Consider the following 21,317-nt stretch of genomic DNA (forward strand, 5'->3'; position numbering starts at 1 on the left):
CGTGCGCCGGGCAGTCCCCTCTCCCTTGGGGAGAGGGCCAGGGTGAGGGGGAAATTAACATCGTCTTCGCTGCATCATCCGCCGGGTAATAATCGGCAGGGAGATCACCACGATCAGCATGGCGCCGATAATCACCGACATCACGATGCCGGGGACGTTCAGCAGGCTCAGGCCGAAGGTCACCAGCCCCATCAGAAAGGCGGCAATGATCACCCCGGGCATGCTGCCGGAGCCGCCGAGAATATTGACGCCGCCGAGCACCGCCATGGTGACAACCGCCAGCTCCCAGCCCATCGCCAGGGTAGGGCGGGTACTGCCGAGCCGTGAGGTCAGCAGGACCGCCGCCAGCCCGGCCATCAGCCCGACCAGCGCGAACAGCACCAGGTTATGACGCTTAACGTTGATCCCGGAGAACCAGGCGCCGGTCGGGTTATTGCCGATGGCGTAGGTCCGGCGGCCAAAGTTGGTTTTATGCAGCAGGAAGGTGAAGGCGGCGGCAAGGAGGATAAACAGCGCAAACTCAAAAGAGAGCGCCCCCCACACATACCCCTGGCCGAACCAGGCGAAGCTCTCCGGATAGTGGTTGAGCGCCTGATCGCCCAGCAGGATATAGGTGATGCCGCGATACAGGCTCATGGTGCCGATGGTGATCACAATGGACGACAGGTTAAAGCGGGTCACCAGCAAGCCGTTGAACAGACCGCACAGCAGACCTACGCCCAGGCCGATGACCACCAGCAGCGGAGTATCAACCCCCGCTGCCGCGCAGAAGCCCATCACCGTTGAGCTGAGGGCCATCGTCGAGGCTACCGACAGATCGATTTCCCGGGCGATAATTAGCATCGCCATCGGCAGGACGACGATCGCCTTCTCGGTAAAGGTAAAGGTCGCGTCCGACAGGTTCCAGATATTGAGAAAGTACGGGGAAGCCACCGCGTTGCCGATAAATACCGCCAGGGTGACCGCCAGTAAAAACCCTTCCCAGCACAGCAGGCGGCGCAGCGGCGACGGCGCGGCCGGGGCGTTTTTCATCTCTTCCGATACCATCATCTTGCTCATGATTTCACCGCCTGTTTCTGTCGGGCTAACGCCGCGTTGCGCAGGATTAACCGCCCATGACCGCGATTGCCGCGCTCGTTGAGCAGCACCGCCATGACGATCACCGCCCCGGAAATCGCCATTTGCCAGAAGGGCGAGATGCCGATCACCGGCAGGGCGTTATTGATGACGCCGAGGAACAGCGCGCCGCACAGGCAGCCCAGCACCCGTCCGCTTCCGCCCATGGTGCTGATACCGCCGATCACGCAGGCGGCGACCACCTGGAGTTCAAAACCGTTGGCGACGTCGACATAGGCGACAGCGAAGCGCGAGATCCACAGATAGCCGCAGAAGCCGGCCAGCGCGCCGGAGAGGCAGAAGCTGACGAACTGCATTTTTCCGGCGTTAATGCCGGTGTAGTACGCCGCCGTCGCGTTGCCGCCCGCGGTGTATAAGGCCCGGCCGGTGCGGCTGTAGCGCAGGAAATACCCCACCAGCAGCAGCGCGGCGATGGCGCACCAGCTCAGCAGAGGCAGCCCCAGGAGCGTGCTGCGCGGCAGACTGAGGAAATCAGCGCTCATCTGATGTGAGTTAACCCAGCCGCCGTCAGTCAGCAGGAAGATAATGCCGCGATAAATGCTCATGGTGCCGAGGGTCACCACGATGGCGGGAATGCCGAGGCGCCAGACCAGCAGGCCGTTAATCATCCCCATCAGCAGGCCCAGCAGAGTCGCCAGCGCCAGCAGCACTACCACCGGAATACCCGGATAGTGGGCGTTAAGCAGGGCGACGATCATCCCGGTCAGCGCCAGGTTGGCGGCCATAGACAGATCGATGCCTTTGGTGAGCAACACCATCATCTGCCCGAGAGCGAGGATGATAAGAATGGCGGTATCGTTAAACATCTCCACCAGATTGCCCGGTGAAACGAACGAGGGCGCCCGGCTGCCAATAGCGCCGATCATCAAAATGATGACCACCGCCAGCAGCGCTTCGCGATGTTTAAGCCATGCGTGTCCCATCATGCCGCCTCCTGGCCGATGCCGCTGGCGGCGCTGACGATGGTTTCCGCTGTCGCTTCACCGGCCTGGTACTCGGCGACCATCAGCCCTTCGTGCATCACGATAATCCGGTCGGCCATGCCCATCACTTCCGGCAGCTCTGACGACACCATAATCACCGCCAGCCCCTGGCTGACCAGCTCGGACATAAACTGATGCACGGCGGCTTTTGAGCCGATATCGATGCCTTTGGTCGGCTCATCGAGAATGATCACCTCGGGCTGGGTCGCCAGCCATTTGCCGATCACCACTTTCTGCTGGTTGCCGCCGGAGAGGGTCTCCACCGGCTGGCGCCAGCTGAAGGCTTTAACCTGCAGGCGCAAGGCGTACTCGTCCGCCAGCCGCCATTCCCGGGCGTCGTTCAGGACGCCGTTAGGATTGAGCTTGCTGAGCTGCGGTAGACTGATGTTCTGGGCGATAGGCAGGGCGATGATCGCTCCCTGTTTCTGTCGCTCTTCCGGCACGCAGACGATGCCCGCGCGGATGGCATCGGCAGGCTGGTCAAAGTGCATGGATCTGCCGTTCAGGCGGATCTCGCCGGAGGAGGGACGCGAGACACCGGAGAGCGCCTGCATCAGCTCGGTGCGTCCGGCGCCCACCAGGCCGTAAAAGCCGAGAATTTCTCCCTTGCGCAGGCGGAAGCTGATATGGGCAAACTCGGTAGGATGACAGAGATCGTTTACCTCCAGCACCGTTTCTCCGGGTGTGCAGTCGACTTTCGGGTAGGTTTGGCTGATCGCCCGGCCCACCATCATCGACACCATCCGCTCTTCGGTGATGTCACTCATTGCCCCGGAGCTGACGTACACCCCATCGCGCAGGATGGTGTAATAGTCGGCCAGCTCGAAAATTTCATCGAACTTATGTGAGATAAACAGGATCGCTTTGCCGTCCTGCTTCAGGCGCTCAACGATGTGATAGAACTCCAGAATTTCATGCTGGGAGAGCGCGGCGGTTGGCTCATCGAGGATCACCACCTGGGCGTCGAAAGCCAGCGCCCGGGCAATCGCCACCATGTGCCGCTGGGCGATGCTGAGCGTTTTCAGCGTGGCCCGCGGGTCGATCTGGACTTCCAGCCGGGCGAGGATTTCGCTGGCTCTGCGGTGCATCGCCGGCCAGTCGAGCGTTTTGAGCAGCCCTTTATACAGATACTGGCAGACGAAAATATTCTCACTGACCGAGAGTTCGTCAAACAGCACGGTTTCCTGGTGAATGGCGGTGATCCCCACTTTATGCGCCGACTCCGGCGTTGGCAGATGAATGGGGATCGCTTTATAGAGGATCTCGCCCTCTTCGGGCTGATAAATACCGGTCATCACTTTGACCAGCGTGGATTTCCCCGCGCCGTTTTCGCCGATTAAGGCGGTCACTTTGCCGGGCCAGAGATCGAGCTGTACGTTCTCAAGGGCGCGCACACCGGGAAAAATCTTGGTGATCCCCTTCAGCGACAGCAGTGGCGTTGATGCTGACATGATAGTTCTCCGTAAAATCCCCCTCACCCTAACCCTCTCCCCAAAGGGGCGAGGGGACCGTTTGGTGCGCCCTGACAGCATTGCGCAGAGGGCCAGCCCTTTTCCTCTTCCCCAATGGGGCGAAGGAACGGTCCGGCGCCCGCTGGCCGCATCGCGCAGAGGACCAGCCTTTCCCCCTCTCCCTTCGGGAGAGGGCCGGGGTGAGGGAACAAGGGTTAGAAAATTTTCGAGAACTTATCAATGTTGCTCGCATCGTAGACAAACGGCTCGGCCATCGCGCCATTCCCCTCGGCATCCAGCTTCACTTTGCCCAGCTTGCCCATACTGGCTTCGGTTTTGGTCGCCGTGCCTTTGACTAAATCGTCGGCCAGATAGGTGGCGGCGTAGCCCAGGTCAATCGGGTTCCAGATGGCGAAGCTTTTGCTGGCGCCGGACTTAATCGCGCCGGCCATTTCCGACGGCAGCCCCAGCCCGGTGACATACACTTTGCCGATTTTGCCCTGGTCCTTCACCGCCTGCGCGGCGGCAACAATCCCCACCGACGACGGCGAAACAATGACTTTCAGGTCCGGATATGATTTCAGCAGGCCCACCGCTTCGCGGTAGCTTTTATCCGACAGATCGTCCCCGTAGGCGACGGTGACCAGCTGTACGGACGGATACTGCGGCAGCACCTTTTTCATCTCCTCAATCCAGATGTTCTGGTTAGTGGAGGTTGGGGTGGCGCTTAACACGGCCACCTCGCCTTTCTCAACGTTCAGCGTCTTCAGCGCCTCGGCGGCGAGCTTGACGTTGGTTTCGCCAATTAAGGCGTTATTCGAGGGGTTAAGATGGATCTGGCGGCCTGCCGGCGCCACGCCGGAGTCCCACGAGACCACCTTGATGCCGCGCTGCATCGCTTTTTTCAGCACCGGCACCACCGCGTCCGGATCGTTGGCGGAAATGGCGATCGCATCCACCCCCTGGGCGATCAACCCGTTCAGCACATCGATCTGCGCTTCGGCGGTGGTAGTGGTCGGGCCGGTGTAGATCACTTTGACATCACCTAACTCTTTGGCTGCCTGTTGGGCGCCAGCGTTGGCGGCTTCGAAGAAGCCATTTCCCAGCGATTTCGCCACGAGGGCGATTTTAACTTCTGCTAAGGCGGAACCGGACAACGCCAGGGCGGCAACGGTGAGGATCAAGCTTGTCTTTGTTTTCATTGCTTTTACTCCACATGAGTTAGTTTTGTAGGGTTTGCAGGTGATGTTTCGCCCCGTCTCGGTGAGCGGGGCGCAATGTTGTTATGGATAAAGATCTAATGCGGACTGCAGCGGCTGCACGTTGAAGCGTTTGCCAAGGGCGATAAGCTCTTCGCGGGTGATGGTTTGCTTCATCCCGCCCATCGACAAGACTTTTACCAGCACTTCAGCGGACTTCTCGGCGGTGTCGATCAGGCCGAAGGTCTCATCCAGCGTGGGGCCGCTGCCGAAGACACCGTGGAACGGCCACAGCACCAGCGAGTGTTTTTGCATGGTTTCGGCGGTCGCCTGGCCGATTTCATCGGTGCCCGGCACCATCCACGGCAGAATGCCGACGCCGTCCGGGAAGACCACCAGACATTCGGTGCTACCTTCCCACAGCTTGCGGGTGAACAGATCGCTGTGGTTCTCCAGAACATAGGTCAGGGCGATCAGGTTGGTGGCATGGCAGTGCATGATCACCCGGTCTTTGCCGCCGGTCAGTTTGATGCGCTCGCTGTGCGACAGGAAGTGTGCCGGCAGCTCGGAGGTCGGTACGGCATCTTCGGTGAGGCCCCAGAGGATATGGTATCCCGCGCCGTCGCTGTCGACCTTCACCACCCCGAGGTTAGCGGCCGGGTCGAGCTGGACGTTACGGAAGAATTTGCCGGAGCCGGTGACGATAAACGGCTGGTTGGCCAGGGTTGGCATCGGCTGGCTGAGGGCGATATAGCGCGGTTTGGCGTGGAAATCCGCCGCGTAAGGTTCGATATCCGCTTCATCCAGACGCAGCGTCAGGTTGCCGCCGTTGCGCTCGTCCCAGCCTTTCAGCCAGGCGTCGGAGGTGGCTTTGATCATGCCCTGGACGAACCAGGCGTCGATAATGGTCTGCATAGTCTTGTCTTTCCTGTTGATTCGGTGCGGGGTTGACCCCCTCACCCTAAATATGTGCGTGCCCCGGATTGCGCCGTAAACGGCTTATCCGGGCTACCGGTTCTTTCTCCCTCTCCCTTGCAGGGAGAGGGGCGGGGTGAGGGTTTACCCGCGCTGGCTCAGAACCGCATTCTCATAAGCCCGCACGTTATCCAGCCACTGGCTGCCCGCCGGCGTGTCGTGACGCTGACAGTACATCTCCCAGATGGCCTGCCACGGCAGACATTTCTGCTCTTCCAGCAGCGCCAGGCGGGCGGTGTAATCGCCATCCAGTTCCAGCTGGCGCAGCTGGGCGGTCGGCTCCAGCAGAGCGCGCAGCAGCGCTTTCTTCATATTGCGGGTACCAATCACCCACGCTGCGATGCGGTTGATCGAGGCATCGAAGAAATCGAGGCCGATATGCACGCGGTCGAACAGATCGTGGCGAATAATTTCGCTGGCGATGGCCTGGGTTTCGTCATCCAGCAGCACCACGTGGTCGCTGTCCCAGCGCACCGGGCGGCTGACGTGCAGCAGCAGGCGCGGGATGTAGAGCATCGCGGCGGAGATTTTGTCGGAGATCACTTCCGTCGGATGGAAGTGGCCGGCATCGAGGCACAGCGCGGTCTGGCGGCTGGTGGCGTAGCCCATATAGAACTCGTTGGAGCCGACGGTGTAGCTCTCTGCGCCAATCCCGAATAGCTTGCTCTCCACGGCGTCGATATGATGCGCCGGATCGAACTTCTCGCTGATCACTTCATCAAGCGCATTCAGCAGCCGCTGGCGCGGGGCGAAGCGGTCAACGGTGATATCTTTCATGCCGTCCGGGATCCAGATATTCATCACCGACGGCGTACCCAGCTGCTCGCCGAAATACGCGGAAACGCGGCGGCTGGCCTTGCAGTGGTCGATCCAGAACTGGCGGATCTCATCGTTGGCATGCGACAGGGTAAAGCCGTCGGCGCTCAGCGGATGCGAGAAGCAGGAGGGGTTGAAATCCAGCCCCAGGTTATTGGCTTTCGCCCACGTAACCCAGTTTTTAAAGTGCTCCGGCTTAATCTCATTGCGCGCTACCGGCGCGTCGGATTCCAGGTAAATAGCGTGCAGGTTGAGACGCTTTGGTCCCGGGATCAGGCTCAGCGCCTGCTCAAGGTCGGCGCGTAGCTCTTGCGCATTTCGCGCTTTGCCCGGGTAGTTGCCGGTCGCCTGGATGCCGCCGGTCAGGCTTCCCGCCGGGTTTTCGAAACCGGCGACGTCGTCACCCTGCCAGCAGTGCATGGAGACGGGCAGACGGTCCAGCTGGCGCAGGGCCTCCTCGACATCCACGCCGACGGCGGCGTAGCGCTGCTTAGCAATTTCCCAGGCTTGTTCAAGTTGAGTGGTCATGCGCAAAGCTCCTTGGTCTGTTGTGGCTGAAACTGCGCCACGAAACGGGCAATTTCACTATCAGGATTGGGGGTAAAAGTGGTGAGCGCCGCGTTGCCGCGCACTACCTGACGAAACTCATCGACATTGGCCAGCTCGTCGAGGGTCATTAACTGGATGCCGATATTGCCGAGGGTAGAGGCCTCCACCGGGCCGGCCACGACGGCGATCCCGCAGGCGTCAGCGCACAGCTGGTTGAGCAGGGCGTTCTGACAGCCGCCGCCGACGATATGCAACTGGCTGAAGGGCTGGCCGCGCAGAGTCGCCAGCTCGTTAAGTACCCGGGCGTAAAGCAACGCCAGGCTGTCGAAAATGCAGCGCGCCAGCTCGGCGTCGCTGTCAGGAACCGGTTGGCCCGCGTCGCGACAGGCGGCCTGGATCTCGGCGCTCATACTGGCCGGGTTGATAAAGCGATCATCGTTGCAGTCAATAATGAAGCGGCACGCCGGTAGCGCGGCGGTGCGGGCGATCAGCGCCTGCAGGTCGCTGACGTTTTGCTCTTTCAGCACCCGCTGCAGCAGCCACAGGCCCATGATATTTTTCAGCACCCGATAGCGGCCTTCGGCTCCGCCTTCGTTGGTGATATTGGCCTGCAGCGCCGCGTCACAGGTATATGGCGTCAGGCTTTCAAACCCCATCAGCGACCAGGTGCCGGAGGAGAGATAGGCGGCATGGCGGTCGGCCAGCGGGGAGGCGATCACCGCGCTGGCGGTGTCGTGGCTGGCGACAGCGACCACCGGAATACGGTTGCCCTGCGGGCAGATCCAGTGACCAATCACATTGCCGGGGTGGGTCGGCTTTCCGAACCACGCCAACGGCGCGCCGGTCCAGTTCAGCAGCGTCTCATCCCAGCTGTCGCTGTTAATGTTGACCAGCTGGGTGGTGGTGGCGTTGGTATACTCCCAGTTCAGATTGCCGGTCAGGCGGAAGCTGAAATAGTCGGGGATCAGCAGGGCGTGGGCGGCCTGACTGACCAGCTCCGGCTGCTGCTCCACCAGAGCGCGCAGCTGATAAAGGGTGTTAAACGGCAGAAACTGAATACCGCTGCGGCGATAGATTTCCGCCCGGCCCAGCTGCGCTTCAGCGTGACGCAGCAGGCCCTGGGTGCGGTCGTCACGATAGGAGATCGGCAGCCCGACGCGCTGACCCTGCTTATCCAGCAGGACATAATCCACTCCCCAGGTATCGATGCCGATACTGTCGATCAGAATGCCCTGCTCACACACTTTCTCCAGCCCGCGGCGGATCTCGCCTTCCAGGCTATCCACATCCCAGCAGTCGAAGCCGTCTACCTTCTGCAGGCTATTGGTGAAGCGGTGCATTTCGCGCAGCGTCAGGGCGCGCGGCCCGGACTGATAGCTGGCGAGCATTACCCGCCCGCTGGAGGCGCCTAAATCGACGGCGACACAATGACGAATACTCATGGAACAATCCTTCTTAAAATCATTGTTCGCAGTCTAAAAAAGGCCGCTTACTGACACCTTCTCATTACGGACAGTGCAAACTGGCCGCTGGCAAGAAAGCAAAGGTGACCGTGAGGGACATCACAGTTTGCAGTTTTAGGGGGTGGCGAGGGGGATGTGATGGCGTCCGCAGTTCCGCATCTTTCCGGCTGATTCTTGAAAAAGCGGCAGGATTTACGAATTTCGCGGTCAAAAATTGAAGGCCGGATAGCCAACCCTTCATTACTATCAGCCGGTGACTGATAATTTTTCTCATTACGAGGGTGGTATCATGACCATATTGCACAGTACGGATTTCTTTAAGGCCGGGATCTCGACGGTGGCTATTGAACCCCGCCTCCCTCAGTCGGCCTTTCCGGAACATCATCATGATTTCCATGAAATAGTTATCGTGGAACAGGGATCGGGTATTCACGTCTTCAATGGCCAGCCCTATACCATTGGCGGCGGTTCGGTCTGTTTTATCCGCGATCACGATCGCCATCTTTACGAGCACACGGACAATTTGTGTCTGACCAATGTGCTCTATCGCGCGCCGGATGCGTTTCGCTTTCTCGCCGGGGTCAGTCAACTCCTGCCCCAGGAGCAGGAAGGGAACTACCCGTCGCACTGGCGGGTGAATCAGACCGTCCTGCAACAGGTGCGGCATATCGTGGCGCAGATCGAGGCCGTGGGGAGCGACACGGATACCCATGCTGTCGCCAGCCGTGAGATCCTGTTTATGCAGCTGCTGGTGCTGTTACGTAAAAGCAGCCTTGCGGAAGAGGCCACCAACAACGATGCGCGCTTGAATCAACTGTTGGCCTGGCTGGAAGACCATTTTGCGCAGGAGATCTGCTGGGAGGAGGCGGCGGCGCAGTTTTCGCTGTCGCTGCGTACCCTGCACCGCCAGCTGAAGCAGCAGACCGGCCTGACGCCCCAGCGCTATCTTAATCGGGTGCGCCTGATGAAGGCCCGCCACCTGTTGCGCCATAGCGATGAAAGCGTGACTGATATCGCTTATCGCTGCGGCTTTGGCGACAGTAATCATTTTTCGACGCTTTTTCGCCGCGAGTTTGACTGGTCACCGCGCGATATCCGCCAGGGGCGCGACGCCATTCTTCAGTAACGCGAGAAGAGTCAACGTATTGCGGACTAAAAACGCGAATAATGTGCCGTTATCCGCGTTTGGAGTGTGAGCCGTGGCCGGTCTGATTCTACGTAAAGAGGAGTTTTTCCCTTCCGCCACGCAGGCGGTGGCGGTGGCCGACCGCTATCCGCAAAATGTCTTTGCCGAACATACCCATGAGTTCTGCGAGCTGGTGCTGGTGTGGCGGGGCAACGGGCTGCACGTCCTTAACGATCGCCCCTGGCGCATTACCCGCGGCGATCTGTTCTATATTCGCGCCGAAGATAAACACTCCTATGCTTCCGTTAACGATCTCGTTCTGCAGAACATCATCTATTGCCCGGAGCGGCTGCAGCTCAATTTCGACTGGGCCGGGGCGATCCCTGGCCTTTTCGGCACGCCGTGGAAGCCCCACTGGCGCATGGGCAGCACCGGTATGGCGCAGGCGCGCCAGGTGATTAGCCAGCTTGAGCATGAGTGCGCCCGGCGCGACGCGCAGGGAAATGCGATGGCTGAGCTGCTGTTTGCCCAGCTGGCGCTGACGCTGCAGCGCCATCGCTACGCGACGGATGATCCGGCGGCGACGCAGCGCGAAGCATTGCTCGACAAACTGCTGGCCGCGCTGGCGGCCAGCCTTAGCCGCCCCTTTGTTCTGGAGCGTTTCTGCGAGCAAGAGGGCGGCAGCGAGCGGGCGCTTCGTCAGCAGTTCCGCCAGCAAACCGGGATGACCATCAATCACTATTTACGCCAGCTGCGGATCTGCCACGCGCAGTACCTGCTGCAGCATACCGAGCGCTTAATCGGCGATATCGCCATGCAGTGCGGCTTTGAGGACAGTAACTACTTTTCGGTGGTTTTTAGCCGGGAAATCGGCATGTCGCCGGGGCAGTGGCGGCAGCGCAGTCGCGCCGCCGCCTGAAGGCCGTTATTGTCTGTCTGATGACCCGATGGTTAACTGGCCATTCCCAGACCGACGATATTGGCGGCGATGATAATCACCACGCAGCCGAGGCTCAGGACGCTCACCGGACGGCGGCCGGCATTGTTCCACTCCTTCAGTACCAGGCCCACCACTCCGCCGCACAGCACGTAGAAGCTCATGTGCAGCATCCAGCTCATATAGTCATACTGCGCCGGAATGCTGGCGTGGCCCCAGGCATAGAAGAAGAACTGGAGATACCACATCAGACCGCCGAGGGCGGAGAGCAGAAGGTTGCTGATGATAAGCGGTTTTGCCAGCGAGAAATCGGCTTTGACTGACAGGTTCTTCACTTTCGCCAGACGAATAAAGCAGAAGCCAAGATTGACCAGCGCCCCGCCGCCCATAATGACTACATAGCTTGGCAGCGCAGCGTACAGCGGGTCGACGCCGAGCGCTGCGGCGGCATCATGCATCGGTTTGGCGGCGTTCATCGCGAACGACATCCCTGCCGAGAAGATGCCGCACATCACCGCCAGCAGAAGCCCTTTCTTCAGATTGAACTCTTCGGCTTTAATGCCCATTTTACGCTCTTTCAACTGGCCCGCGCGGGTGACGATGCCGACGCCAATCACCGCCACCAGCACGCCGAGCAGCGTCATTTGACCGCCCTGGGTGTGCATCAGCACTGCAAACTGACCGTTAATAATGGGCGTCATCAGCGTGCCGACAATCAGCGTGATACCAATGGCGATGCCAATCCCCATCGACATGCCGAGATAGCGCATGGTCAGGCCATAGTTAATATTACCGATGCCCCACATGGCGCCGAACAGAAAGACCGGCAGCAGCGTGGAGGCGCTAAAAGAGCGGTAGTAGGCCCAGAAATCGGGTAACAGCGTGGCGCTGATGGCCCAGGGCAGGATCAGCCAGGAGACAATCCCACCAACCGACCACATGGTTTCCCACGACCAGTGTTTTACTTTCTTGAACGGGGCATAGAAACAGGCGGCACTGGCGGCCCCTATCAAATGCCAAAAAATACCCATCGTAATCGCGTGGTTCATTGATTTTATCCTCATCTTTTTTTATCGGAGACGGCGGCTTCCGATGTGATGAGTGTAAAAATTGGCCGCTTTGGCCGCCTTCAAGTCCTTGCCACAGGATGGCGAACCCTGGCAACCACTGACTTAATTAGTTGTTCTACATCACAAAACGGCGGGTATTTCTTCTGGTTATATCCATATGAAAAATACGGCATTGATAAGCATTTTCAATACCATTTAATTAACTATAATGGACAAACTGCTTACGCGGCGTTAACACTTGAGCCGCTCGACAATAATGGAGATGATTATGAGCTATACCCTGCCATCCCTGCCGTACGCTTACGATGCTCTGGAACCGCACTTCGACAAGCAGACGATGGAGATCCATCACACTAAACACCACCAGACCTATGTGAACAACGCCAACGCCGCGCTGGAAAGCCTGCCGGAGTTCGCTAACCTGTCCGCTGAAGAGCTGATCACCAAACTGGATCAGCTGCCGGCTGACAAAAAAACCGTACTGCGTAACAACGCGGGCGGCCACGCGAACCACAGCCTGTTCTGGAAAGGCCTGAAAACCGGCACTACCCTGCAGGGCGATCTGAAAGCGGCTATCGAGCGCGATTTCGGCTCCGTAGACAACTTCAAAGCGGAATTTGAAAAAGCCGCTGCGACCCGTTTCGGCTCCGGCTGGGCGTGGCTGGTCCTGAAAGGTGACAAACTGGCCGTTGTCTCCACGGCTAACCAGGATTCCCCGCTGATGGGCGAAGCCATTTCCGGCGCTTCCGGCTACCCGATCCTGGGTCTGGACGTATGGGAACACGCTTACTACCTGAAATTCCAGAACCGTCGTCCGGACTACATCAAAGCCTTCTGGGACGTGGTGAACTGGGACGAAGCTGCAGCGCGTTTTGCCGCCAAAAAATAAGGTTGCATTGCGCTAAGAGAGAAGCGAGTCTGATGACTCGCTTTTTTTATATCTGTAGCAAGGAGAGCAGCCATGCATTATCCGGTGAATGTCTTTGTCGGCAAAATCAGGGATTACGCGGGCAGTCGCCCCAGCGCGATCGGTAAAATCCAGGTTGATGGCGAACTGCTGCTTGGCGAACGCGGTCTCGAAGGGGACGAGCAGGCGGAGAAAAAAATCCACGGCGGTCCGGACCGCGCGCTGTGCCACTATCCGCGCGAACACTATGCCGACTGGATCCGTGACTTCCCCCAGCAGGCCGAGCGGTTCTGTGCGCCGGCGTTCGGCGAAAACCTCTCCACCACCGGGCTTACCGAGCAAAACGTCTATATCGGCGATATCTTTCGCTGGGGCGACGCGCTGATTCAGGTCACCCAGCCGCGATCGCCGTGCTTCAAGCTCAACTTTCATTTTGCGATCAATGATATGGCTCAGCTGATGCAAAACAGCGGAAAAACCGGCTGGCTGTACCGGGTGATTGCCGGAGGGCAAGTTTCCAGCGATGCGCCGCTCGAGCTGGTTTCCCGGCTGAGTGATGTCAGTGTTCATGAAGCCGGGGCGATTGCCTGGCAGATGCCGTTTGATGATGACCAGTATCATCGTTTATTGTCGGCAGCGGGCCTGTCGGTGAGCTGGAGCAGAACGATGCAGAAACGGCGTTTAAGCGGCAAGATAGAGGATAGTTCGCGGAGATTATGGGGGAAATAATCCCCCATATTAAGTATTCCCGGGGATGCTCCCGGCGCAGCGCCGCACAGCGCAGGCCGGGTCGGCGTCAGGTTCGTTTATATAGCGGCAGCCAGATTGTTAAACGCAGACCACCCAGCGGGCTGTCGTCGGCCTTCACCCAGCCGCGGTGCTGCTGAATAGCGGTTTCGACAATCGCCAGCCCCAGGCCGGTGCCGCCGGACTCGCGGTCGCGCGCCTCGTCGGTCCGGTAGAATGGCCGGAAAATCTGTTCGCGATCCTCCGGGCTGACGCCCGGGCCGTCGTCGTCCACGTTAACCGTAATTCCGTCTTTGTCCACCGAGAAGCTGACGGAAATCTTCGTGTGCGAGTAACGCAGGGCGTTGCGGACGATATTCTCCAGCGCGCTTTCCAGCGCATTGGGGTTGCCGTACAGCGGCCATGGGCCCGGCGGATACTCAACGGTGAAAGATTTACCCATCTGCTCGGCTTCAAACGCCGCATTGTCCAGCACTTCCCCCCATAGCTGATTGGCTTTTACCGTCTCGCTGACCAGCGCATTTTTTGCCTGATTGCGCGACATCACCAGCAGGTCGTTGATCATGCTGTCCAGCCGGTGCGCTTCGGTTTCGATACGCTCCAGCTCTTTGCTCTCACCGCTGCGGCGGCGCAGCAGGGCGGTACCCAGCTGCAGGCGCGTAAGCGGCGTGCGCAGCTCGTGCGAGATATCGGACAGCAGCCGCTGCTGGCTGGTCATCATCCTTTCCAGGGCGGTGACCATCTGGTTAAAGCTGGCGCCAGCGGCTAAAAACTCCTGCGGCCCGGCTTCCAGCTCCGGATGCTGCCGCAGGTTACCCTGGGCAACTTCATCGGCGGCATTTTTCAGCTTACGCGCCGGTTTCGCCAGGCTCCACGCCAGCCACAGCAGCAGCGGGGCGCTGACCAGCATCGTGACGATAAGCAGCAGCAATGGTCGATCAAACAGCAGGTTGATAAAGTCGGATTGTGATGTGCTGGCGGGACGAATCAGATAGAGCTGATAGTTATCCTCGCCGTCCCTGACGGAAAACGGGCCCACCATTTCCAGGCGGCCATAGCGTTTTTTCTGCGGATGATCGGCATTATCGGCCTGGCCGATAAAGTTACGAATGATCTGCATCTCGTTGCGTTCTGCGCCGATCACGCGGCCTTCGCTGGTCACCAGCAGCAGGCGTTGTCCCGGTGGCGCCCATTTATCGATGGCGCGAAACAGACGGCGCCACCACATCAGGTCGTTTGGCGGATCGGTCGCCAGCTCGGCCTCGACGTGCTGTTCGATCATAATGCCCTGACGCTGCTCGCTTTCCAGCAGCTCGGTCATCTGCCGGGAATCCAGTTTGGGCAACATCAGCACCAGCATCAACACCAGCGCCAGCGTGAGCCAGAAGATGGCGAAGATGCGTGCAGTCAAACTTCCAATCATGAAGCGGAAACCATCAGATACCCGCGACCACGCAGCGTTTTAAACCACGGATGACCATCTTTACGCTCCGGCAGCTTACGCCGCAGATTGGAAATATGCATATCGATAGCGCGGTCGAACGGCGTCAGGCGCTTGCCTAACACTTCCTGACTTAAATGCTCACGGGACACCACCTGGCCGAGATGCTGCGCTAACAGATAGAGCAGGGTGAACTCGGTACCGGTGAGCTCCAGCGTCTGACCGTCGAAATTGGCTTCCTGACGGCCCGGATTGAGACTTAAGGCATCCACTTCCAGCGTTGGCGATCCGGCTTCGGTCGTCTGCTGCTGCTCGCTCCAGTGGGAACGACGCAGAATCGCGCGTATACGGGCCACCAGCTCGCGATCGTTAAATGGTTTAGGCAAATAGTCATCCGCGCCCAGTTCGAGGCCGAGAACGCGATCCAGCTCGCTCCCGCGCGCTGTTAGCATGATAACCGGAGTCTGGTGTGTCTGACGCAGCTCTTTCAGCGTATCGATACCGTTTTTCTTCGGCATCATCACGTCGAGCAGCAATAAATCAACGCTGTCGTCCAGAAGGGCCAGCGCCTGTTCCCCATCATGGGCCACCAGCACGTTAAAACCTTCCATATCGAGCAGCTCTTTTAACAGGGAGGTGAGCTCCCGGTCATCATCAACTAACAGGATTTTATTCATCTTTTAAATACCTCCGAGGCAGAAATTACGTCATCAAGGCCCGCTAATCCATGACTTTACGTTGTTTTACACCCCCTGACGCATGTTTGCAGCCTGAATCGTAGACTGTCTCTCGTTGAATCGCGACACAAACGTTTTGGGAGTATGTGATGCGCAATGTTATCGCTGCCGTCATGGCCTCAACGCTGGCGCTAAGTGCATATAGCCAGGCCGCTGAAGTCGTTACCAGCGTTAACTGGCTCCCCGGAGACGACGGGGGACAGCGCGGTAGCCAAAGCCATATGTTTGACGGCATAAGTTTAACCGAGCAGCAACGTCAGCAGTTACGGGATCTTATGCAACGGGCACGCCACGACAGGCTCCCCGTTAATGTTAGCGAAATGGAGACAATGCATCGCCTTGTCACCGCAGAAAATTTTGATGAAAACGCTGTGCGCGCTCAGGCAGAAAAGATGGCGCAGGAACAGGTTGCCCGCCAGGTCGAAATGGCTAAGGTCCGCAACCAGATGTATCACCTGCTTACGCCAGAGCAGCAAGCGGTTTTAAATGCTAAGCACCAGCAACGTATGGATCAGTTGCGTGAGGTTGCAAGGATGCAGAAAGGCTCAGCCATGATGCTTTCGAGTAGTAGCAACACCCTGCAACCCCAGTAACAAACCCTGTTTTCCTTGCCATAGACACCATCCCTGTCTTCCCCCACATGATGTGGGGGTTTTTTTTGCCCTTTTTTCGGCAAATCAACTCCTTCGCCTATCCCGTGAGCGTCACAAGTTCGGGTTATACTAAGCGCAGTGCAGGAGAAGGAGCCTATATGAATCAATCTTATGGCCGGTTGGTCAGCCGCGCCGCTATCGCGGCGACAGCCATGGCCTCCGCGTTACTTTTGATCAAAATTTTTGCGTGGTGGTATACCGGTTCAGTCAGTATTCTGGCTGCGCTGGTGGATTCGCTGGTGGATATTGCCGCCTCGCTGACCAACCTGCTGGTGGTTCGCTATTCGCTGCAACCTGCTGATGAAGAACATACCTTTGGCCACGGCAAAGCGGAATCGCTGGCGGCGCTGGCGCAAAGCATGTTTATCTCCGGCTCGGCGCTGTTTCTGTTTCTCACCGGCATTCAGCACCTGGTGCGTCCGGAGCCGCTGCAGGCCGCTGGCGTTGGTGTCGTCGTCACGTTGATCGCCCTCGTTAGTACGCTGGCGCTGGTGACTTTCCAGCGCTGGGTGGTGCGAAAAACCCAGAGCCAGGCGGTGCGGGCGGATATGCTTCATTATCAGTCTGATGTTATGATGAACGGCGCCATTCTGGTGGCGCTGGGCCTCTCCTGGTATGGCTGGCATCGCGCCGATGCGTTGTTTGCCTTAGGAATTGGCATCTATATTTTATATAGCGCGCTGCGGATGGGCTATGAGGCGGTTCAGTCACTACTCGACCGCGCCTTGCCTGACGAGGAGCGTCAGGACATTATCACCATCGTGACCGCATGGCCCGGTATCCGCGGGGCGCACGATCTACGAACGCGGCAGTCAGGGCCGACCCGCTTTATTCAGATTCATTTGGAAATGGAAGATAACCTCCCGCTGGTGCAAGCCCATGTGATTGCAGACCAGGTGGAGCAGGCGATTCTGCGCCGTTTCCCGGGTTCTGATGTCATTATCCATCAGGATCCCAGTTCTGTGGTGCCAGCGGCGCAGCAGGGCTTTTTTGAGCGTTAGGTTATAGTCTGTAAACTCGATGTAAAAATGTGGGGCAGATCGGCATTTTTTGTATAAATTACCGCCGTTTGGTCTGACCTGAATCAATTCAGCTTGAGGCGTTTGATATACTATTGTCATTAGCGTCGTGCACTCCTGGTGAGGGAGCGCTTCAGGCAACAGAATTATTTTTTGCTTCCTAAGTTCAGAGGTAGTCATGATTAAGAAAATCGGTGTGTTGACAAGTGGCGGTGATGCGCCGGGCATGAACGCAGCAATTCGTGGCGTGGTGCGCGCGGCATTAACGGAAGGTCTGGAAGTTTTTGGAATCTATGACGGTTACCTCGGATTGTATGAAGACCGTATGGTTCAGCTCGACCGTTACAGCGTTTCCGACATGATCAACCGCGGCGGCACCTTCCTGGGCTCCGCTCGCTTCCCGGAATTCCGCGAAGAACACATTCGCGCTGTGGCTATCGAAAACATGAAGAAGCGCGGCCTGGACGCGCTGGTGGTTATCGGTGGTGACGGGTCCTATATGGGGGCGATGCGCCTGACCGAGATGGGCTTCCCGTGCATCGGTCTGCCAGGCACTATCGACAACGATATCAAAGGCACTGACTACACCATCGGCTTTTTCACCGCCCTGAGCACCGTGGTGGAAGCGATTGACCGTCTGCGCGACACCTCTTCTTCCCACCAGCGTATCTCCGTGGTGGAAGTGATGGGCCGTTATTGCGGCGACCTGACTCTGGCGGCGGCGATTGCCGGTGGCTGTGAGTTCATCATGGTGCCGGAAGTGGAATATACCCGTGACGATCTGGTGGCAGAAATCAAAGCCGGTATCGCGAAAGGGAAGAAACACGCTATCGTGGCCATCACCGAGCACATGTGCGACGTTGACGAACTGGCAAGCTACATCGAGAAAGAAACCGGGCGTGAAACTCGCGCCACCGTCCTCGGCCACATTCAGCGCGGCGGTTCCCCGGTTCCTTACGACCGCATCCTGGCTTCCCGCATGGGCGCCTATGCGATTGAGCTGCTGCTGCAGGGCCATGGTGGTCGTTGCGTCGGCATCCAGAACGAGAAGCTGGTGCACCACGACATCATCGATGCCATCGAGAACATGAAGCGTCCATTCAAGAACGACTGGCTGGATTGCGCGAAGAAACTGTACTAAGTTACGCGCCGGATAAACAAAAGGCCTTCTCATGGAGAAGGCCTTTTTTATGGCGGAAGGTTTATTCGATATCCAGCGGGTCTTCCGAGAGGATCATCCCGGTGTTATCGGCATACAGATGGTCGCCGGAGAAGAAGGTCACCCCGCCGAAATTGACGCGCACGTCGCTTTCGCCGATGCCTTCGCCCGCCGCGCCGACCGGGATGGCCGCCAGCGCCTGGATGCCGATGTCCAGTTCCTCAAGGTCGTCAACCTGGCGCACCGCGCCATAGACCACCAACCCTTCCCATTCATTCTGGGCGGCCAGACGCGCCAGGTCGGCGTCAATTAACGCGCGTCGTACTGAGCCGCCGCCGTCGATCAGGAGAATATGACCACGGCCATTCTGCTCGAGCAGATCGTAGAGCAACCCGTTATCCTCGAAACATTTAACCGTAATGATCTGTCCACCAAACGACGACCGTCCTCCAAAGTTAGAGAACAGCGGTTCCACGACGTTGACATCTTCCTGGTAGATGTCACAAAGCTCGGAAGTATCGTATTTCATAGGCTTAACGTTCAGTTGCTGCGAGAGTTTTTAGTATATCCCGCGAATCGCATTGTTGGCAAAATCATCAATTGTTAATTGATATTTGTCAGTTAAGCCATCAGCTTACTGGCAATAATTCCGATAACAAACAGCAGGTTGGTCAGTAAGGCCCCTTTGACCGTCTTTTCGAGCATTGGCCGCATCGCCAGCGGATCGGGTTCGCGCAGGACGTAGCGCGCCTGTTTCACCAGCAGCGGCGTGGCGAGAATAAACAGCCAGCCCCAGGCTGAATGCAGCGCCAGCAGGTTAAATAGCGCCAGACACAGCAGGGCGCCGAGCAGCAGGCAGGCATGATAGCGGCGGGCATTGACCGGGCCCAGGCGCACGGCGAGGGTGTTCTTCCCGTTCTGCCGGTCGCTGTCGATATCGCGCAGATTATTGATGTTTAGCACGGCGGTCGCCAGCAGACCGCAGGCTGTCGCCGGCAGAAAAATGGCCGCTTCCACATTATGGGCTTGCAGATACCAGCTGCCGAGGACGCTCAGCCAGCCGAAGAAAACGAGTACTGAGATATCACCCAGACCAATATATCCATACGGACGGGTGCCCACCGTGTAGGTGATGGCGGCCACGATAGACAGGCCTCCCAGGGCGAGGAAGCCGATGAAATCGCCGACGCTCTGCCAGGCGGCGCACAGCAGCGCCAGACCAAACAGGCAGATGAGTACGACGGTGACGATCAGGGCGCGCTTCATCTGCTGGGGGGTAATCACCCCTTTCTGCATCCCGCGCAGCGGCCCGATGCGATCCGGTTTATCGCTCCCCTTAACCGCGTCGCCGTAGTCATTGGCGAGGTTGGAAAGAATTTGCAGCAAGCCGGCGGTGATCAGCGCCAGCAGGGCAACCCAGGGATCAAAATGGCCCTGCTCCCAGGCAAGGACGGTGCCAACAATAATCGCGGCAAATGCCAGCGGTAACGTTTTAGGACGCAGGCTTTCCAGCCACGCCTGTGAACGGCTGATATCAGTCATAGTTATTTTAGCCAATAAAAATGGGGGCGATAGCCCCCATCAACAGTGATGAAAATGCATTGCACCGGATTATAGGATAAAACGGCTCAGATCTTCATCTGCCACCAGAACATCCAGGTGTTTACTCACATATTCGGCATCGATAGTGACGGTCTGGCCGTTCATCTCGCTGGCATCATAGGAGATATCTTCCACCAGACGCTCCAGCACGGTGTGCAGGCGACGCGCACCGATGTTCTCGGTGGTTTCGTTTACCTGCCACGCGGCCTGGGCGATACGCTTGATACCGTCTTCGGTGAATTCGATATTCACCCCTTCGGTCGCCATCAGCGCTTTGTACTGCACGGTGATGGAGGCATTCGGCTCGGTCAGGATGCGCTCGAAGTCATGGGTGGTCAGCGCTTTCAGCTCAACGCGGATCGGCAGACGCCCCTGCAGCTCAGGGATCAGATCGGACGGGCTGGCCACCTGGAACGCGCCGGAGGCGATAAACAGGATGTGGTCGGTTTTCACCATCCCGTGCTTGGTGGAGACGGTGCAGCCTTCCACCAGCGGCAGCAGGTCGCGCTGTACGCCTTCACGAGACACATCCGGGCCGGAAGTGTTGCCGCCGCGCTTACAGATTTTGTCGATTTCATCGATAAAGACGATACCGTGCTGCTCTACCGCGTCAATGGCTTCCTGCTTCAGCTCTTCCGGGTTGACCAGTTTGGCCGCTTCTTCTTCAATCAGCAGCTTCATCGCGTCTTTGATTTTCAGCTTACGCGGTTTCTGCTTCTGGCCGCCGAGGTTCTGGAACATGGACTGCAGCTGGCTGGTCATCTCTTCCATGCCCGGAGGGGACATGATTTCAACGCCCATCGGCGCCGCAGCGAGATCGATTTCAATCTCTTTATCGTCCAGCTGGCCTTCACGCAGTTTCTTGCGGAACGCCTGGCGCGCAGCAGAGGGTTCCTGCGGCTGTTCAGCCTGGCCCCAGTTGTTTTTCGCCGGAGGGATCAGCACGTCAAGCACGCGCTCTTCCGCCAGCTCTTCCGCGCGGTAACGGTTTTTATCGATGGACTGCATGCGCACCATTTTGATCGCTGCGTCGGTCAGATCGCGGATGATCGAGTCCACTTCTTTACCGACATAGCCCACTTCGGTGAACTTGGTCGCTTCAACTTTAATAAACGGCGCGTTGGCCAGTTTTGCCAGACGACGGGCAATCTCGGTTTTACCGACGCCGGTTGGGCCGATCATCAGAATGTTTTTCGGCGTGACTTCATGACGCAGCTCTTCGTTAAGCTGCATCCGGCGCCAGCGGTTACGCAGGGCGATAGCAACAGAACGCTTGGCGGCGTCCTGGCCGATAATGTGTTTGTCCAGTTCGCTGACAATTTCGCGTGGGGTCATTTCAGACATGG

Annotated in this window: 20 protein-coding genes; 7 read left to right on the forward strand and 13 right to left on the reverse strand. The window is 58.2% G+C overall.

The window, feature by feature from the left end; genetic code table 11:
* Nucleotides 1–54: 54 nt before the first annotated feature.
* From ACKLKD_RS14980 to rhaB, 7 genes are all read right to left on the reverse strand, one after another.
* A complete protein-coding gene (locus ACKLKD_RS14980; RefSeq protein ID WP_025710937.1) occupies nucleotides 55–1,059 on the reverse strand; it encodes an ABC transporter permease in 1,005 nt (334 codons plus the stop codon).
* Entirely contained in the window at nucleotides 1,056–2,063 is a 1,008-nt protein-coding gene (locus ACKLKD_RS14985) for an ABC transporter permease (RefSeq protein WP_162263624.1), read from the reverse strand. Before ACKLKD_RS14985 ends, ACKLKD_RS14980 begins: the two co-directional genes overlap by 4 nt.
* Nucleotides 2,060–3,571, reverse strand: coding sequence for a sugar ABC transporter ATP-binding protein (locus tag ACKLKD_RS14990; RefSeq protein ID WP_087805126.1), 1,512 nt, complete (start codon nucleotides 3,569–3,571; stop codon nucleotides 2,060–2,062). The genes ACKLKD_RS14985 and ACKLKD_RS14990 overlap by 4 nt, the downstream gene beginning before the upstream one ends.
* Before the next feature lie 215 nt (nucleotides 3,572–3,786).
* Nucleotides 3,787–4,773 (reverse strand): rhamnose ABC transporter substrate-binding protein, encoded by a 987-nt coding sequence (gene rhaS / locus ACKLKD_RS14995; protein ID WP_025710941.1) that lies wholly within the window; start codon nucleotides 4,771–4,773, stop codon nucleotides 3,787–3,789.
* 81 nt (nucleotides 4,774–4,854) lie between these two features.
* A complete protein-coding gene (gene rhaD, locus ACKLKD_RS15000) occupies nucleotides 4,855–5,685 on the reverse strand; it encodes a rhamnulose-1-phosphate aldolase (RefSeq protein WP_025710942.1) in 831 nt (276 codons plus the stop codon).
* A gap of 144 nt (nucleotides 5,686–5,829) precedes the next feature.
* Nucleotides 5,830–7,089: an L-rhamnose isomerase gene (gene rhaA, locus ACKLKD_RS15005; protein WP_025710943.1), complete on the reverse strand. Its 1,260-nt coding sequence runs from the start codon at nucleotides 7,087–7,089 to the stop codon at nucleotides 5,830–5,832.
* Entirely contained in the window at nucleotides 7,086–8,552 is a 1,467-nt protein-coding gene (gene rhaB / locus ACKLKD_RS15010) for a rhamnulokinase (RefSeq protein ID WP_080897837.1), read from the reverse strand. Before rhaB ends, rhaA begins: the two co-directional genes overlap by 4 nt.
* A 310-nt stretch (nucleotides 8,553–8,862) precedes the next feature.
* Here rhaB and rhaS (ACKLKD_RS15015) point away from each other — a divergent pair, with 310 nt between their 5' ends.
* The gene (gene rhaS / locus ACKLKD_RS15015; protein WP_025710946.1) at nucleotides 8,863–9,699 is read left to right on the forward strand and encodes an HTH-type transcriptional activator RhaS; all 837 of its coding nucleotides are present in this window, start codon (nucleotides 8,863–8,865) and stop codon (nucleotides 9,697–9,699) included.
* A 73-nt stretch (nucleotides 9,700–9,772) separates the two neighbouring features.
* Nucleotides 9,773–10,618: an HTH-type transcriptional activator RhaR gene (gene rhaR / locus ACKLKD_RS15020; RefSeq protein ID WP_002882891.1), complete on the forward strand. Its 846-nt coding sequence runs from the start codon at nucleotides 9,773–9,775 to the stop codon at nucleotides 10,616–10,618.
* A gap of 32 nt (nucleotides 10,619–10,650) precedes the next feature.
* On the opposite strand, the gene rhaT is transcribed toward rhaR, so the two are convergent.
* Nucleotides 10,651–11,685, reverse strand: coding sequence for an L-rhamnose/proton symporter RhaT (rhaT, locus tag ACKLKD_RS15025; protein WP_002882892.1), 1,035 nt, complete (start codon nucleotides 11,683–11,685; stop codon nucleotides 10,651–10,653).
* Between the two features lie 289 nt (nucleotides 11,686–11,974).
* Between rhaT and sodA the strand changes: the two genes are divergently transcribed.
* Nucleotides 11,975–12,595 (forward strand): superoxide dismutase [Mn], encoded by a 621-nt coding sequence (gene sodA, locus ACKLKD_RS15030; RefSeq protein WP_025710948.1) that lies wholly within the window; start codon nucleotides 11,975–11,977, stop codon nucleotides 12,593–12,595.
* 72 nt (nucleotides 12,596–12,667) lie between these two features.
* The gene (gene yiiM, locus ACKLKD_RS15035) at nucleotides 12,668–13,342 is read left to right on the forward strand and encodes a 6-hydroxyaminopurine reductase (protein ID WP_025710949.1); all 675 of its coding nucleotides are present in this window, start codon (nucleotides 12,668–12,670) and stop codon (nucleotides 13,340–13,342) included.
* A gap of 67 nt (nucleotides 13,343–13,409) precedes the next feature.
* Here yiiM and cpxA read toward each other — a convergent pair whose 3' ends face one another.
* Both cpxA and cpxR read right to left on the reverse strand, forming a co-directional pair.
* Nucleotides 13,410–14,783 (reverse strand): envelope stress sensor histidine kinase CpxA, encoded by a 1,374-nt coding sequence (gene cpxA / locus ACKLKD_RS15040; protein ID WP_025710950.1) that lies wholly within the window; start codon nucleotides 14,781–14,783, stop codon nucleotides 13,410–13,412.
* Nucleotides 14,780–15,478 (reverse strand): envelope stress response regulator transcription factor CpxR, encoded by a 699-nt coding sequence (cpxR, locus tag ACKLKD_RS15045; protein WP_002882901.1) that lies wholly within the window; start codon nucleotides 15,476–15,478, stop codon nucleotides 14,780–14,782. The genes cpxA and cpxR overlap by 4 nt, the downstream gene beginning before the upstream one ends.
* A gap of 149 nt (nucleotides 15,479–15,627) precedes the next feature.
* Here cpxR and cpxP point away from each other — a divergent pair, with 149 nt between their 5' ends.
* The 3 genes from cpxP to pfkA all read left to right on the forward strand — a co-directional run bounded on the left by cpxP (nucleotide 15,628) and on the right by pfkA (nucleotide 18,351).
* Nucleotides 15,628–16,131: a cell-envelope stress modulator CpxP gene (gene cpxP / locus ACKLKD_RS15050; RefSeq protein ID WP_002882903.1), complete on the forward strand. Its 504-nt coding sequence runs from the start codon at nucleotides 15,628–15,630 to the stop codon at nucleotides 16,129–16,131.
* A 158-nt stretch (nucleotides 16,132–16,289) separates the two neighbouring features.
* Nucleotides 16,290–17,192 carry a CDF family cation-efflux transporter FieF gene (fieF, locus tag ACKLKD_RS15055; RefSeq protein WP_002882907.1) on the forward strand — a complete coding sequence of 301 codons (903 nt, stop codon included), beginning with the start codon at nucleotides 16,290–16,292 and terminating at the stop codon, nucleotides 17,190–17,192.
* 196 nt (nucleotides 17,193–17,388) lie between these two features.
* Complete coding sequence (pfkA, locus tag ACKLKD_RS15060; protein ID WP_002882911.1) at nucleotides 17,389–18,351, forward strand: 6-phosphofructokinase; 963 nt, start codon at nucleotides 17,389–17,391, stop codon at nucleotides 18,349–18,351.
* A gap of 61 nt (nucleotides 18,352–18,412) precedes the next feature.
* On the opposite strand, the gene rraA is transcribed toward pfkA, so the two are convergent.
* From rraA to hslU, 3 genes are all read right to left on the reverse strand, one after another.
* Complete coding sequence (rraA, locus tag ACKLKD_RS15065; protein WP_025710951.1) at nucleotides 18,413–18,898, reverse strand: ribonuclease E activity regulator RraA; 486 nt, start codon at nucleotides 18,896–18,898, stop codon at nucleotides 18,413–18,415.
* 92 nt (nucleotides 18,899–18,990) lie between these two features.
* Nucleotides 18,991–19,911, reverse strand: a complete 921-nt coding sequence (gene menA / locus ACKLKD_RS15070; RefSeq protein ID WP_080897836.1) for a 1,4-dihydroxy-2-naphthoate polyprenyltransferase — start codon at nucleotides 19,909–19,911, stop codon at nucleotides 18,991–18,993.
* A gap of 69 nt (nucleotides 19,912–19,980) precedes the next feature.
* The gene (gene hslU, locus ACKLKD_RS15075) at nucleotides 19,981–21,315 is read right to left on the reverse strand and encodes an HslU--HslV peptidase ATPase subunit (RefSeq protein ID WP_080897835.1); all 1,335 of its coding nucleotides are present in this window, start codon (nucleotides 21,313–21,315) and stop codon (nucleotides 19,981–19,983) included.
* Nucleotides 21,316–21,317 lie beyond the last annotated feature (2 nt).

Origin of the sequence: Klebsiella sp. 10982 (assembly GCF_048589245.1) — a bacterium.
GTDB lineage: Bacteria > Pseudomonadota > Gammaproteobacteria > Enterobacterales > Enterobacteriaceae > Klebsiella > Klebsiella quasivariicola.

Excerpts from the sequence above, each read along its gene's own strand:
- yiiM (WP_025710949.1), top strand. The coding sequence starts at position 12,668 with ATGCATTATCCGGTGAATGTCTTTGTCGGCAAAATCAGGGATTACGCG.
- rhaS (WP_025710941.1), bottom strand. The coding sequence starts at position 4,773 with ATGAAAACAAAGACAAGCTTGATCCTCACCGTTGCCGCCCTGGCGTTG.
- sodA (WP_025710948.1), top strand. The coding sequence starts at position 11,975 with ATGAGCTATACCCTGCCATCCCTGCCGTACGCTTACGATGCTCTGGAA.
- ACKLKD_RS14990 (WP_087805126.1), bottom strand. The coding sequence starts at position 3,571 with ATGTCAGCATCAACGCCACTGCTGTCGCTGAAGGGGATCACCAAGATT.
- rhaA (WP_025710943.1), bottom strand. The coding sequence starts at position 7,089 with ATGACCACTCAACTTGAACAAGCCTGGGAAATTGCTAAGCAGCGCTAC.
- menA (WP_080897836.1), bottom strand. The coding sequence starts at position 19,911 with ATGACTGATATCAGCCGTTCACAGGCGTGGCTGGAAAGCCTGCGTCCT.
- cpxP (WP_002882903.1), top strand. The coding sequence starts at position 15,628 with ATGCGCAATGTTATCGCTGCCGTCATGGCCTCAACGCTGGCGCTAAGT.
- rhaB (WP_080897837.1), bottom strand. The coding sequence starts at position 8,552 with ATGAGTATTCGTCATTGTGTCGCCGTCGATTTAGGCGCCTCCAGCGGG.
- rhaS (WP_025710946.1), top strand. The coding sequence starts at position 8,863 with ATGACCATATTGCACAGTACGGATTTCTTTAAGGCCGGGATCTCGACG.
- pfkA (WP_002882911.1), top strand. The coding sequence starts at position 17,389 with ATGATTAAGAAAATCGGTGTGTTGACAAGTGGCGGTGATGCGCCGGGC.
- fieF (WP_002882907.1), top strand. The coding sequence starts at position 16,290 with ATGAATCAATCTTATGGCCGGTTGGTCAGCCGCGCCGCTATCGCGGCG.
- rhaD (WP_025710942.1), bottom strand. The coding sequence starts at position 5,685 with ATGCAGACCATTATCGACGCCTGGTTCGTCCAGGGCATGATCAAAGCC.
- ACKLKD_RS14985 (WP_162263624.1), bottom strand. The coding sequence starts at position 2,063 with ATGATGGGACACGCATGGCTTAAACATCGCGAAGCGCTGCTGGCGGTG.
- ACKLKD_RS14980 (WP_025710937.1), bottom strand. The coding sequence starts at position 1,059 with ATGAGCAAGATGATGGTATCGGAAGAGATGAAAAACGCCCCGGCCGCG.
- cpxA (WP_025710950.1), bottom strand. The coding sequence starts at position 14,783 with ATGATTGGAAGTTTGACTGCACGCATCTTCGCCATCTTCTGGCTCACG.
- rhaT (WP_002882892.1), bottom strand. The coding sequence starts at position 11,685 with ATGAACCACGCGATTACGATGGGTATTTTTTGGCATTTGATAGGGGCC.
- rraA (WP_025710951.1), bottom strand. The coding sequence starts at position 18,898 with ATGAAATACGATACTTCCGAGCTTTGTGACATCTACCAGGAAGATGTC.
- cpxR (WP_002882901.1), bottom strand. The coding sequence starts at position 15,478 with ATGAATAAAATCCTGTTAGTTGATGATGACCGGGAGCTCACCTCCCTG.
- hslU (WP_080897835.1), bottom strand. The coding sequence starts at position 21,315 with ATGTCTGAAATGACCCCACGCGAAATTGTCAGCGAACTGGACAAACAC.